This is a genomic window from Chitinophaga silvisoli, from assembly GCF_003412465.1.
Classification (GTDB): domain Bacteria; phylum Bacteroidota; class Bacteroidia; order Chitinophagales; family Chitinophagaceae; genus Chitinophaga; species Chitinophaga silvisoli.
The window spans coordinates 694,535-708,365 of record NZ_QTJV01000006.1 but is presented as its reverse complement, the minus strand read 5'-3'; the positions used below and the strand labels follow the sequence as shown (position 1 = coordinate 708,365).

At 45.9% G+C, this 13,831-nt stretch carries 9 protein-coding genes; 4 read left to right on the top strand and 5 right to left on the bottom strand.

What is annotated here, in order from left to right; all coding sequences use genetic code 11:
• Positions 1-42 precede the first annotated feature (42 nt).
• A complete protein-coding gene (locus DXN04_RS18325) occupies positions 43-2,565 on the top strand; it encodes a TonB-dependent receptor (RefSeq protein ID WP_116854831.1) in 2,523 nt (840 codons plus the stop codon).
• A gap of 121 nt (positions 2,566-2,686) precedes the next feature.
• Here the strand turns inward: DXN04_RS18325 and DXN04_RS18320 are convergent, their stop codons facing one another.
• The 3 genes from DXN04_RS18320 to DXN04_RS18310 all read right to left on the bottom strand — a co-directional run bounded on the left by DXN04_RS18320 (position 2,687) and on the right by DXN04_RS18310 (position 7,979).
• Entirely contained in the window at positions 2,687-4,990 is a 2,304-nt protein-coding gene (locus tag DXN04_RS18320) for an ABC transporter permease (RefSeq protein WP_116854830.1), read from the bottom strand.
• A 3-nt stretch (positions 4,991-4,993) separates the two neighbouring features.
• On the bottom strand, positions 4,994-7,351 hold the full coding sequence (locus DXN04_RS18315) for an ABC transporter permease (protein ID WP_116854829.1): 2,358 nt from the start codon (positions 7,349-7,351) through the stop codon (positions 4,994-4,996).
• A 145-nt stretch (positions 7,352-7,496) separates the two neighbouring features.
• A complete protein-coding gene (locus DXN04_RS18310; RefSeq protein WP_116854828.1) occupies positions 7,497-7,979 on the bottom strand; it encodes a hypothetical protein in 483 nt (160 codons plus the stop codon).
• Positions 7,980-8,124: 145 nt separating this feature from the next.
• Here DXN04_RS18310 and DXN04_RS18305 point away from each other — a divergent pair, with 145 nt between their 5' ends.
• Positions 8,125-9,123: a GlxA family transcriptional regulator gene (locus DXN04_RS18305; protein ID WP_116854827.1), complete on the top strand. Its 999-nt coding sequence runs from the start codon at positions 8,125-8,127 to the stop codon at positions 9,121-9,123.
• An 83-nt stretch (positions 9,124-9,206) separates the two neighbouring features.
• On the top strand, positions 9,207-10,220 hold the full coding sequence (gene gap / locus DXN04_RS18300) for a type I glyceraldehyde-3-phosphate dehydrogenase (protein WP_116854826.1): 1,014 nt from the start codon (positions 9,207-9,209) through the stop codon (positions 10,218-10,220).
• A gap of 35 nt (positions 10,221-10,255) precedes the next feature.
• Here the strand turns inward: gap and DXN04_RS18295 are convergent, their stop codons facing one another.
• The gene (locus DXN04_RS18295; protein WP_116854825.1) at positions 10,256-11,278 is read right to left on the bottom strand and encodes a LacI family DNA-binding transcriptional regulator; all 1,023 of its coding nucleotides are present in this window, start codon (positions 11,276-11,278) and stop codon (positions 10,256-10,258) included.
• 110 nt (positions 11,279-11,388) lie between these two features.
• Here DXN04_RS18295 and DXN04_RS18290 point away from each other — a divergent pair, with 110 nt between their 5' ends.
• On the top strand, positions 11,389-12,966 hold the full coding sequence (locus DXN04_RS18290; RefSeq protein WP_116854824.1) for a glycoside hydrolase family 43 protein: 1,578 nt from the start codon (positions 11,389-11,391) through the stop codon (positions 12,964-12,966).
• Between the two features lie 54 nt (positions 12,967-13,020).
• Here the strand turns inward: DXN04_RS18290 and DXN04_RS18285 are convergent, their stop codons facing one another.
• Complete coding sequence (locus DXN04_RS18285; RefSeq protein ID WP_147319977.1) at positions 13,021-13,809, bottom strand: hypothetical protein; 789 nt, start codon at positions 13,807-13,809, stop codon at positions 13,021-13,023.
• Positions 13,810-13,831: the final 22 nt, after the last annotated feature.

Sequence of the window (13,831 nt, the reverse complement as noted above, 5' to 3'; positions counted from 1 at the left end):
CATTTACCCCCACCTTTGCCCCGCTTATCAGGAAATTAACGAATGAACAGACTATTATTTTCTACCATAGCTATCCTCATGCTATGTACCAACATTTTCGGGCAGGACAACAAAGGTACCATCCGTGGTAAAATTACCACCTCCGAAAAAAAACAGGCAGACAATGTAAACGTTACCATCCAGGGAACCAACATCGGTACAATCACCGATGAATCGGGCAACTATGAACTAAAAGTACCCGCCGGTACCTACACCCTCATCATCTCGCAGGTAGGCGCAAAGCAGGAAAACATCACAGTCGGCGTACAATCCGGCAAAGTCTCTGCCGTGCCCACCATTACCTTAAACATCTCTAACCGCGATCTGCAGGAAGTGACCATCGCCTCCGGCCGTATCAATAAATTCACCCGCAAGTCCAGTCCTTTTGTATCCAAACTGCCGCTGACAAACCTCGAGAATCCGCAGGTCTATACCAGCATCAGTAAGGAACTCCTGAAAGATCAACAGATCAACAACCTGGACGATGCCCTCAAAAATGCAGCAGGTGTCACCAAATCCATGGAAGCCACCAGCCGTGCAGGCTCCGGAGGTACTTACTATGTACTTCGTGGCTTCGTTACACAGGCAAAACTTAGAAACGGCGTAGCCGGTAACATTACCACTGTAATCGATGCTGCCAATGTAGAAGCTGTTGAAGTGATCAAAGGTCCTTCCGCCACCTTATTCGGCAATGCGAATACCTCTTACGGTGGCCTCATCAACCGTGTCACCAAAAAGCCCTTTAAATCTTTCGGTGGAGAATTGTCTTACTATGGAGGTAGCTACGCTGCTAACAGGTTCAACGTGGATGTCAACACGCCACTTGACACCGCAAAGAAAATACTCTTCCGCATGAACGCGGCTTACAATAACCAGAACACCTTCCAGGACAACGGCTTCAGAAAAAGCCTGCTCATTGCGCCATCACTCTCTTACCAGGTCAATGATAAACTGAGCTTCCTTTTCGATGCTGAATTCAGCAATGTGCAAAGCGCCGGTAGCCAATATATCTACATCTATGGCAAAGGTGCTATCTCTACATTCGGTGTGAACCGTGCTGACCAGGTGCCCGTCAATTATAAAAGCTCCTTCAGCAGCAACGACCTTGTAAAAACAGGTCGCAATGCGAACTTCTTTGGCCAGATGAATTACGATATCTCCGAAGCATGGAAATCACAAACGAACCTGAGTGTTACCACCAGTTATTCCGGTGGTGCTGCTCCTTATTTCTACCTGATGCCGGGGGCCGCTGTGAGAGGCATTACCGATGTTACATCCGCTATCCGCACGGATGGTAAAACTTATAATGACAGCATGTACCTGGAAAGAATGGTGTGGCGGCCACAGGGTACTGACCAGAATACTGAGATCCAGCAAAACTTTACGGGCGACTTCCATATCGGTCAGATGAGGAACCGGCTCACGGTAGGTCTGGACTATCTCCACACCAATACCAATATCACCTTCACCCGCTTCAGCAACAATGATTTCTACAATGCAGCAGGTGCTACTACTGCGGCGAAAGGTGCTAAATACTCCGATCTTTTCGATTTCGTAAGCATCTCGAATCCGGGTGCTGATTACTATCGATTCAATAATGACAAGGTAGACTCTGCATTCCAGAACCGCCCTGCAGCCGCATCTCTGCTCACAAGAGCCAATACATACACCTACAGCGCCTATGCCGCCGATGTACTGAATATCACCCGCAACCTGCTGGTATTGGTAAGCCTGCGGGCAGACCGCTTTGAGAATAAAGGAATTCTCAACAACTCAACAAATATCACATCACAGGGCTATCATCAAACAGCCCTCTCACCAAAATTCGGAGCAGTTTACCAGGTCATCCCGGAACAGGTATCTTTGTTCGCCAACTACCAGACCGGCTTCACCAACAAAACCGGTACTGACTACGAAGGCAAAGCTTACAAACCGGAACATGCCAGTCAATATGAAGGTGGTGTGAAGTTCGATCTGCTGCAGGGTACACTGAGCGGTAATGTGAGCTACTACAACATCAAAGTATCCGACATCGTGCGCACTTATGATCCGGAACCCACCCTCACTATCCAGAATGGTACACAGGATAGCAAAGGGGTAGAAGCAGAAGTCGTAGCAAGTCCGGTCGCAGGTTTAAATATCATGGCGGGTTATGGTTATAACAAAAGCCAATATGTAAACACCAGTGCTGATCTGAATGGATTACGTCCTGTATACGCAGGCCCTGAGCAAACTGCCAACCTTTGGGCCAGCTACCGGATTACGAGGGGAACCGTAAAGGGGCTGGGCTTTGGTGCCGGTGGTACCTATGCAGGCGAAACCTTTGCTGTGAATACAAAAGCAAGAGGTCAGTTTATCCTGCCTTCCTATACATTGCTGAATGCTGCTATTTTTTACGATCATGCACGTTTCCGCATAGGTCTGAAAGGCAATAACCTGACAAACAAAAAATACTGGGTAGGTAATGGGACTATGAACCCGCAGGCATTAAGCGAAATCATTGGTAATATCACATTCAGATTCTAGCGACGACATTTAAAAAGTCATATTGTTTTTACATCGCCGGCCCGGATTCATATCCGGGCTGGTGGTTTATATAGTGAGCATTACGCGTTGTAATTATATATCGGTAATAAGAAAAAGAAAACTACTCCGCGCGCAAAGCCTTCACCGGGTTTGAAAAAGCAGCCTTCAATGACTGGAAACTAACCGTGCAAATGGTGATGAGCAAAGTGACGATGGCCGCAAGTATAAAAACACCAGCTTGCAGGTGAATGCGGTAAGCAAAGCCCTGCAACCACTTTTCCATCATCCAGGCGGCCAGGGGAAATGCAATGATAACAGCAATGAATACCATTTTCAGGAAATCGCCGGAAAGCATTACTGCGAGCTGATTTACAGATGCTCCCAATACCTTCCTGATACTGATCTCCTTCCTTCTTCTCTCAGCAGTAAATGCGGCTAATCCAAATAATCCAAGACATGAAATCAGGATGGCCAGGCCCGCAAAATAACGGGAAAGACTACCAATCACCTGCTCTGATTTATATTGTGCCTGCACCGATTCGTCGAGGAATTTATAATTGAATACATAACCCGGATTAAACTTTTTATAGAAATCAGCAATACGCTCAATGGTTTGCACATCCTTAATACGCACCATGGTGATAATGGAATATTCCGGCCAGAGCCTGAATATATAGGGCTGAATCGCATTGTGCAGTGAAGTGAAATGAAAATCCTTCACTACACCAATCACCTGCACCGGTACATTCTCTGTATAAATCGTCTTACCAACAGGATCAGTAAGTTCCATTGCTTTTACTGCTGTTTCATTCAGGATGACCCCCTGGCTATCAGTACTAAAATCCCTGCTGAAAGAACGGCCTTTCAGGATCGTCATTCCCAGCGTCTCCGGCAGGTCGTAATTAACCAGCATCTGTGTAAACCGGATCTGGTTGTCCTTGTTTTTACCATCCCACTGGATATGTGAATCAGGAGTACCAAATGGCATGATGATGTTGCGCATCATACCCGATGCATTTTCTACTCCCGGTATTTGCTTTAGCCCGGCTATCAGTGCATCCTGATGTTCCATTGCCGGCCCATCTGCCTGGAAATAGATAACGTTCTCCTGATTAAATCCAAGGTTCTTATGTTGAATAAATTTTATCTGCTGGTAAATCACCAATACAGCGATGATAAATACGACTGATACTACGAACTGAAAAACTACCAGGCCTTTCCTTGCCCATGCATTACCAGAACTTTGCAGAAATTTCCCTTTGAGGGTTACAACAGGATGAAAACCGGTGAGGTAGAAGGCAGGATAACTGCCTGCTAAGAGGCCTGTAACAAGGGTAATGACCAGTATTACATAGTGAGGCTTCAAAAAGAGCTGCTTGCCGGTAATCGCATTAAAAGCAGGCAATAAAAGCGCCACAATGCCAATGGCCAGCAACAATGCCATAAAGCTCAGTAACATAGACTCGCCCAGGAATTGCCTGATCAATGTACCTCTTGAAGCACCGATCGCTTTTTTAATGCCTACCTCTTTCATTCTGCCTGCAGCATTTGCTGTGCTCAGGTTCATAAAATTGATACAGGCGATTATCAAAATAAAAATAGCAATCAGGCTGAACATGCGCACATAATTCATTCTGCTGCCCTCCTGCAGGTACCTGTCAGTAAAGCTCCTGAGTGAAAGTTGGATTTTAAAAGGCCATCTTTTCAACGCTGCCTGTACATGAGAGATGTCAGTACCTTGTTTTAACAACACATAGGTCTCAAATGGACCTGTTCCATTTGCCAGTTCGCCTGATACGGGTACTTCATCTACCCAGGCCCCGAAGTTCAGCACGAAATCCATCCGGATAGTACTATTCGCCGGCATGTCATTATATACTCCTGTAATGGTCACTGGCTGGGTGAAGTCAAAGAGTTTCCATGTCAGCGTTTTCCCGACAGCATTGTCGGTAGAATGAAATAAACTCAGCGCCAGCGACTTCGAAATTACAATGGCATGCTTATCCGCAAGCACTGTTTTTTTATCTCCTGCCAATAAATCAAAAGAGAAGACAGAGAAGAAATCTTTCGATGCAAAATTGCCGGTAGCACTCACCGTACTATTCCCGTAAGTGATACTAAATGGCTCAAACCACATCTGTGGTGCCGAAGTTACGGCCTGTTCCACATTGGGAATCGTACGTGCAAGTTCCTGTCCTAAACCCCCTGAAGTACCGGGGCCGGTATCAAGGCGCTTACCCTGTTGCTGTGTGACCATCACCTGGTAAATGCGGTCACCATATTTATGGAAGCGGTCTGTTTGTAATTCATCGTGCACCCACAACCATATTAGGAAGGCACAGGCCAGACCTGTACTCAAACCGATCAGGTTAAGGATAGTAGATTGCCGGTCTTTCATGAGCCGGCGAAAGCTTCTTTTAAACATACTTTATTCAGTTTGCAGGCTCTTCACCGGGTTAGTCAGTGCCGCCTTTATACTTTGATAACTGATGGTTGTAAAGGTAATGAGCAGGGTCGCAAGGCCTGCAATAAAATAGACATCGGCACCTATCTGTATCCGGTAGGCAAAGGTCTGCAACCATTGGAACATCATCCAGCCAGCCAGTGGAAAAGCGATGATCATAGCAATGCCAATCAGTTTAAAATAATCTGTTGACAAGAGGGTGATGATATTGCCTGTTGAGGCACCAATTACTTTCCTGATGCCTATTTCCTTTTGTCTTCTTTGTGCTGTGAATGCCGCCAGGCCAAACAGTCCCAGGCAGGAAATCAGGATCGTTAACCCGCCAAAGTAACGGGACAAATCACTCACTCTTCTTTCAGATGCGTAGAGTGCCTGGTAATCTTCATCCATATATTTATAGTCGAAAGTCAATCCCTGGAAGTGTTGTTCATACAGCTGTTTTAATTGTTGTAGAGTCGCTTCATCCTTTCCGGGCGCTATTTTTACAACAAAGTTCGGCATTACGGGATAGCTCTGGAAAAATGCAGGTTTCACAGATTGATACAATGATTCGTAGTTGAAATCTTTCGCAATACCAACGATCACTTTTTCCATGTCCCAGAAGCGAACAGTTTTGCCGATAGGATCTTTGATGCCCATGTCACGGATGGCAGTTTCATTGAAGATGATTTCGTTATTGGCCCGGCTATCCTGTGAAAAGTACCTGCCTTCTTTTAATTTCACGCCCATCACTTCCAGGTAACCATAACCTACTTCGAGGTTGCTGAAGTTTACATCGGTATTGTCCATCTTCCCAGGCCAGCTCATGCCTCCCAGACCACCATGATTGCCGGTGAAGTCATGGTAGTAGCTGGATGCAGCCTGCACGCCTCCCTGGTTTCTGACCAGTTCCAGGAAGGAGACCATGTTATCTATCTGTCCTGTTGGCACTTCAAAATGCACCAGGTGTGACCTGTTATACCCAAGATTCCGGTGCTGGATATATTCCATCTGTTTGTAAATAATGAGGACGGCAACGATGAAGCTGACAGACAATATAAACTGAAATACAACCAATCCCTTACGGGTCATGACTTCGCCGAATGCAGTACACAACTTACCTTTTAAGGCGACAGCAGGTTTAAAACCTGATAAATACAAAGCGGGATAACTGCCTGCGATTATTCCGGTCAGTAAGGTAATACCTAAGAATACGGCGGCCAAAGACACGCTTGGCCAGATCTGCAATTGTTTGCCCGTAATGTGATTGAACATGGGCAGGAGCAGTATGATCAATACAATGGCAAAAAATAAGGCAAGCAGAGAGAGTAAAATACTTTCACTCAGGTATTGTAAAATGAGTAACCCCCTGCTGGCACCTATCGCTTTCTTTACACCCACTTCTTTGACTCTGCCGGCAGCCTTTGCGGTGCTCAGGTTCATGAAATTGATGCAGGCGATAAGCAGGATAAACAGGGCGATGAGAGAGAAGAGTTTTACATAGGCAATTCTGCCCCCGCTTTGTTTGCCATTTTCATATTTATTATAGAGATAAAAGTCGGCGTATTTTGTTAGCAGTAAACTTGCATGGCTATCCTTATCTTTTGTTTTCACAAAGTCCTTTAGGCGGTTTTGCAATGCAGGAAGGTTTACATCCTTGCCAACAATGATATAGGTATTGGGATCGAAGTTGGACCACTGCGTTAATTCCTTTCTTTTTTCGAGAATGAGATCGTAATCGAGTAAGAGATCATATTGTTCCGTTGCATTGGCAGGAGGTGCCTGAAATACGCCTGCAATACCGTAGTCCCCGCTGTAATCTCCCTGTTCCCAGTGAATAGATTTTCCAATGGCATCCTGTTCACCGGGAAATAATTTCTTCGCCATCCGGTCAGAGATCATGATGCTCCTTTTATCTCCCATCGCATTCCCATGCAGAATTTTACAGCTAAATACGTTGAAGAAATCTTTGCTGATAAATTGTCCGCCTGCTTTGAGATGATTGTCTCCAAAACTCACTACCCCGGCGTTCTGAAACCAGGAGGCAGGCAGTACAGATACGGCATATTCTATCCCGGATACTTCGTTTTTTAAGGATTGTGCCAGCAGACCCTGTGTCTGACTCAGGGTAGTAACCTGGCCATGATCATCGTTGTTGACGAGTACCTGGTAAAGTTGATTATCTTTTGTATTGAAATGATTGATTTGTTTTTCATCCCTGATCCATAAGAAGATCAGCAATGCACAGGCAAGGCCGGTAGAAAGGCCGAGGAGATTGAGCAGGGTAAACAGGCGGTCTTTGCGAAGATTGCGCCAGGCAATAGTAAAGATACCTTTATACATATGATCGTTTTAGCGGTTATGTTTGCTGCACGAAACAGATGCCATACTTTTAGGGAGTACTTATCAGGAATATACATATTTTAGAATATTTAACCTGTTCGTTTTTAGTACAGTATCCTGCCTGAAAACGAACAGGAATATTAATTTAAAGCGCCCTGGCGATATAACTGCAATACGCGGCATATTGGGCCTGCTGTGAGGCGGGATAAATGAATAATATGGTTTGGAATACCTGTGTATTGGGACTGTCGAAATAGTTGATTTTTTTTAAAGTCGTTTTCTGATAAAAGACGTTACCCTTTTCATCCGTACCGGACAAAATATAGTAACCAGGCTTCTTTACTTTATAAGTCACTTTTGAACCCTTGTTCTTTAAGTCATAATTCAGGGAACCCTCCAGCGAAGCATAGGAGGGTTGATCTTCGTCGGTGAACTGCAGGTGCCCCCACGCGAGGATCCGGGCTTTTTGATCAGCAGAAATGAATTCCTGGCCATCCCCGTTTGCTGCTTCTCCTTGTCCTTTGAAACCGGCGGGGTAAGTAATACAAAACTGGAAGCGATCGTTACAATATTCTTCATCTTTAAGTGGCGATAATGCCAACAAACAACCTAATAAAATACTTTTCATATAATAAAAATAAAACTTTAATTAATGGGAATCGTTACCGTCCTCAATCTTAAAAACGGCCTTTGAAGCCTTGGCCGAATCTGTATCATTTATGACCTTTCCGCCACCATCAAAACCCCTTACCTTTACCTCATAATTCATCTCTATGGCCAAAAAAACAGTAGTAATTGTACCTATGCCAGGTACCTACATGCTCGATATCGCAGGCCCCTGTGATGTCTTCGCTGCTGCCGACCAAATCCTTCGGGAAGGTCTCGGCACTGAAGGAGCCGGTTCCGGCTACAATATTCTACTTGCCGCCTATGGAGATGAAAAGACTGTCCCTACGAGGAGTGGCATCACCATGATCTGCCCCCTTACGGTGGACGAAATCACTGAACCCATCGATACCTTTATCGTGGCAGGGTTCCCCATGGCCCTCATCCAGGCAGGAGACCGGCGGCTTATCAACTGGCTCAAAAAAAACTATCCCCGCCTTCGCCGTGTTGGCTCCATCTGCGTAGGTACCTACGCCCTTGCCGAAGCCGGCATCCTTGATGGCAAAAATGCCACTACCCACTGGGAACACAGCCGCTCCTTCCAGGAAAAATACCCTTCCATTTGCGTAGACACAAATCCATTCTATACTAAAGATGGCAATGTCTACACCTCTGGTGGTGTATCCTCCGGGGTAGACCTGGCCATGGCCCTCGTAGAAGAAGATTATGGCCGCGAGGTAGCCATCCAGGTAGCCCGCAAACTGGTATTATACCTCAAACGTCCCGGCTATCAATCCCAGTTCGCCAACCTGCTCCAGCTGCACAGCGTAGCCAACTCTCTTGCAGGAAAATTACGCCCCTGGATCCTGGAGCACCTTGACAAGGAAATGGGGGTAGAAGAACTGGCAACTCACCTGAACATGAGTATCCGCAATTTCACCCGTGTATTCACCCGGGAAACCGGTATGACACCTGCCAAGTTTGTAGAGAAGTTGCGCGTGGAGATAGCGAGAAAATACCTGGAAGATAGTGATTACAGTATGGAGCAGATTGCCACCAGGTGCGGCCTGGGAGGTGTGGTCTCGATGAGGAGGGTGTTCCTGAGACATATGAATGTAACGCCTAGTGATTACAGGCGCACGTTCAGAACGTCTTTCGCCGATTAATAAAAAACATAAAATTTCTAACATAACTACTGCATCACGTCCTCCGTGATGAGGTGGACATTTATCACTCTAAAAATTAAGTTATGAGAGTAGCCATCAATGGTTTCGGTAGAATAGGCAGAATGACCTTAAGAGCATTACAAGACAAAAAAGACGTTCAGATCGTTGCTGTCAATGACCTTACAGACGTAAAACTACTGGCACATCTACTCAGGTACGATACTTCCCATGGTAAATTTCCCGGCACCATCGTACAGCATGATGATAAAATAAAAGTCAATGACCAGGAGATTCTTTTTCTCAGTGAAAGAGATCCGCAAAAACTGCCATGGGGCGCGCTCCAGGTAGATGTAGTCATTGAATCTACCGGTCGCTTTACACAAAAGGAAGCCGCCCAGGCACACATTAACGCAGGCGCTTCCAAAGTACTGATCACGGCACCGGCAACCGGTGGTGTAAAAACCGTTGTCGTAGGTGTGAATGATGGAATCATGGACAAGGATGACCAGATCCTTTCCACGGCCTCCTGCACTACAAATTGTATCGCCCCCTTACTCTATGTATTGGAAAAAGAATATGGTATCACTTCCGGTTTCATGAGCACCATCCATGCTTTCACGATGGATCAGATGCTGCAGGATGGTCCGCATAAAGATTTCAGGAGGGCCCGTGCCGCCACCCAATCCATCATTCCAACTACCACCGGTGCTGCGAAAGCGATTGGTGACGTACTGCCTGGACTGAAAGGTAAACTGGATGGATTCTCTTATCGTGTGCCCGTAATAGATGGTTCCATCGCCGAGCTGTCCGTGAACCTGATCAAACCTGCTACTGCACAGGAAATCAATGACCTCTTCAAATCTTATGCTGACAATAGTCTCAAAGGTGTGCTGGAATATACCGAAGAACCATTGGTATCCGCTGATATTTTAGGCAATACACACTCCTCCATCATGGATGGTACGCTGACCCGCAGTATTGGTAATCTTGTGAAAGTAGTAGCGTGGTATGACAATGAAGTAGGGATTTCTAATCGCTTAGCAGAAATGACGGTAACATTGGCAAAACTTACAAAAGGGAATTTACAAACTGCTTAAATTAAAAAGGGTTTGCCGCCAGGCAAACCCTTTTTTTATGATGACGCTTGTACAATCAGATTTGTGGCTAGTATCTTTCGTTCAAACTCTTTCACCGGCTTCTTACTCTCCACCAGTTGCAGCAACATTCCGGTGGCTATCTGCCCCATCTCAAAGGCTGGCTGTCTCACTACGGTCAATGGCGGATGCAGCAACTCAATCAGGTCCGAATTCGAAAACCCTACCAGCGCCATATCCTCCGGGATCTTAATTCCTTTGGCTTTTAACACCCGCATACAATTCGTTGTCAACTTATCCGAGGCTGTAAAGATTGCATCCGGGCGGGGTCTTAACTTCAATAACTGGTTCATGGACTGCTCCACTTCATCAATATATAATCCGGCAAACTGACTATACTTAATCATCGGTTTCGACGGCTTCATCCTCGATTGTGCCAGCGCCTCCAGGTACCCCGCTACGCGTTCCCTGCTGATACTCAGGTTCTCTGACCCTGCCAGCACTGCAATGTGCTTATACCCCTTATTCACCAGGTGCAAAGTCGCATCATATGCACCCCTGAAATTATCCACCATCACCTTATGTGTTTGCAAATCCTCCACAATCCTGTCAAAAAACACAATCGGAAATCCCCTGTCATGCAAGGCCTTCAGGTGCTCCAGGTTCTGCGTACCACTACTTACTGAAATCAGTAGCCCATCTATCGACCTGGAAGCCAGGTACTGCAAGGTCATCACCTCTTTCTCAAAAGATTCATGGGTCTGGGAAATGATTACATTATACCCCTTATCCTTCGCCACGGATTCAATCCCATTGATCGCCTGTGAAAAGAAACTATTGGCAATCTCAGCTACAATCACCCCAATAGACCTGCTACGCTTCTCTTTCAGACTCAGCGCAATAGGATTCGGATGATAATTGATACGGGTAGCATACTCCAGTACCAGCTGTTTAGTCGCTATACTGATCTCATGACTGTCGCGCAGTGCGCGTGAAACGGTGGAGGTGGAAAGGCCCAGTGCGTTCGCAATATCTTTTATAGTGGCTGCTTCAAATTTCATAACGTCTTCGTAAATATAATTTATTTTAACATTACCTGAAAACCGTATATCACATTCAAAATAAAGAATTGCCCTATTTTAGTGTTAGATTCACACGTATTTGAAAAATAATGACACGATCCACGCTTTGTACACTCATCCTGTGTCTATGCTGCACCTGCACTAATGCACAGGATCTTGGTAATGGCACTTACCGTAACCCAGTCATCAATTCCGATTATTCTGACCCGGATGTCTGTGCCGCCGGGCGGGATTTTTACATGACCGCTTCCAGCTTCAACTGCATCCCCGGTTTGCCGGTCCTGCATTCTACAGACCTGGTCAACTGGTCCCTGATCGGGCATGCGCTGCTTCGCCAGCCGCCCTATGATCACTTTTCAAAAGTCCAACATGGCGGTGGAGTATGGGCCCCTTCCATCCGTTACCACAAAAACGAATTTTATATCTATTACCCAGATCCGGACTTTGGCATTTACATGATCAAAGCCAAAGCGGCCAGAGGACCCTGGTCCGATCCCATCCTCGTCAAAGCAGGCAAAGGCATCATTGACCCCTGCCCATTCTGGGATGACGATGGCCGGGTCTATCTCATTCATGCATATGCCGGCAGTCGCGCAGGTATCAAAAGTGTGCTTACTCTCCATCATATGAATGCAGCAGGTACTACCGTAACAGATGCTGGTATCCTCGTGGCAGATGGCCATCCATCTAATCCTACGCTGGAAGGACCAAAGCTTTACAAGCGTAATGGCTACTACTATATCTTTGCCCCCGCAGGTGGTGTAAGCACCGGCTGGCAACTCATATTGCGATCCAGAAAGATCGAAGGTCCTTACGAAGAAAAGATCGTTATGGATCAGGGTAGTTCTCCCGTCAATGGGCCCCATCAGGGAGCCTGGGTCACCACTAACACCGGAGCTGACTGGTTCCTGCATTTCCAGGATAAAGATGCCTATGGCCGTGTCGTGCATTTACAACCCATGAAATGGGTGAATGACTGGCCCCTCATTGGTATTGACAAAGATGGTGATGGCAAAGGGGAACCTGTACTCACTTACAAAAAGCCGCTCAATAAGGGTAATATCCAAACACCGCCCTCCTCCGATGAATTCAACAACAGCGCATTGGGACTGCAATGGCAGTGGCAGGCCAATCCGCTCCCTACCTGGGGAATGCTCTCTCCTGCAAGAGGATGTTTACGGCTCTTCTCCGCAAAACTCCCTGATTCATCGCACAACTACTGGGAAGTTCCGAATCTGCTCTTACAGAAATTTCCCAATGACACATTCACTGTCACCACCGTTTGCAAATTCACCCCCAATCCAAAATTAGAAGGGGAACGCACAGGCCTCATTATCATGGGTACTGATTATGCATCACTTTCGCTCAACCACAAATTTCAGCTCATTTACAGCACCTGCAAAAATGCCGACAAAGGCTATGCAGAAACAGAAGAGATTATTACTACACTTTCAGACAGCACCTGCTACTTCCGTGTGAAAGTAAGCGAAGGGGCCATTTGCCGGTTTAGCTACAGCAAGAATGGAAAAGATTTTACAGCGGTAAAAGAAACCTTTACCGGCAAACCCGGGCGCTGGATCGGAGCGAAGGTGGGATTATTTTGTACCCGGCCAGGTCAGACCAATGATGCGGGGTATGCAGATTATAACTGGTTCAGGATAGAATAAAATACAAAGGGTTTACCGCCAGGCAAACCCTTTGTAAAAATCCACTGTAAATAATTATTTTGCTTTTAGCGCTTCAATTTCTTTTTGTTGTGCTTCCAGCTGTTTCTTCAAATCAATGATATACAATGTCAGCTCTTCAATCTTTTGCATCTGCAGTTTCTGCATTTCACCCACATCAAGGCCTTCAGCTGCAATCTGCTTCTCAGAAGGAATATCCGGCAATTTGTGATTCTCTTTGATATGTGCCTCCACTTCCGCTAATGAAGGCAGTTTGTATCCAGGTGCAAACACAAAGTCTGCCCAGGTTTGGGTCACCTTTACCTTTGTACTACCAATGGTGCCATTTACTGCCAGGGCATAACCCGTAGGCAAAGAAGCCATATTTACAACCATACCTGTCTCAGCCCTGACTGTTCCACTCACATCCAATGTAGTGGTGGGGGTACGGTTATTGATACCCACATTGCTGGCAGAAGTGATAAAGATACCAGTAGAAACGGAGTTGTTGCCATAGTTCTGAATAGCAAAAGTATTGCTGGACTGTAAAAACCCTAAACCAGCTACCCATTGCCCAGCTCTTACAAACGATAAATGGAAACGGGTATCTCCGGTATTTGCTGGCCTGGCAATCTGGATGCCAAAGCCATAAGGTGTATCATCATACCAGTCGCCAAAATGAGCCTGATCGCTAAACCGGGCCTTAGTACCCACATTCAATGGAAATGCTGAATTAATGTTAGCACCTACGCTTAAACTACGAATATGCAATGTGTCATTAACACCAAGTTGGGCCATAGCAGGCATACTTCCTGCTATACAAAACAATAAAAACCATTTTTTCATAAATAGGTATTGAGGATTTCTA

What these genes read in the sequence shown, in the direction of transcription:
- DXN04_RS18305 (WP_116854827.1), top strand. Translation starts at nt 8,125, where the DNA reads ATGGCCAAAAAAACAGTAGTAATTGTACCTATGCCAGGTACCTACATG.
- DXN04_RS18285 (WP_147319977.1), bottom strand. Translation starts at nt 13,809, where the DNA reads ATGAAAAAATGGTTTTTATTGTTTTGTATAGCAGGAAGTATGCCTGCT.
- DXN04_RS18310 (WP_116854828.1), bottom strand. Translation starts at nt 7,979, where the DNA reads ATGAAAAGTATTTTATTAGGTTGTTTGTTGGCATTATCGCCACTTAAA.
- gap (WP_116854826.1), top strand. Translation starts at nt 9,207, where the DNA reads ATGAGAGTAGCCATCAATGGTTTCGGTAGAATAGGCAGAATGACCTTA.
- DXN04_RS18315 (WP_116854829.1), bottom strand. Translation starts at nt 7,351, where the DNA reads ATGTATAAAGGTATCTTTACTATTGCCTGGCGCAATCTTCGCAAAGAC.
- DXN04_RS18325 (WP_116854831.1), top strand. Translation starts at nt 43, where the DNA reads ATGAACAGACTATTATTTTCTACCATAGCTATCCTCATGCTATGTACC.
- DXN04_RS18290 (WP_116854824.1), top strand. Translation starts at nt 11,389, where the DNA reads ATGACACGATCCACGCTTTGTACACTCATCCTGTGTCTATGCTGCACC.
- DXN04_RS18295 (WP_116854825.1), bottom strand. Translation starts at nt 11,278, where the DNA reads ATGAAATTTGAAGCAGCCACTATAAAAGATATTGCGAACGCACTGGGC.
- DXN04_RS18320 (WP_116854830.1), bottom strand. Translation starts at nt 4,990, where the DNA reads ATGTTTAAAAGAAGCTTTCGCCGGCTCATGAAAGACCGGCAATCTACT.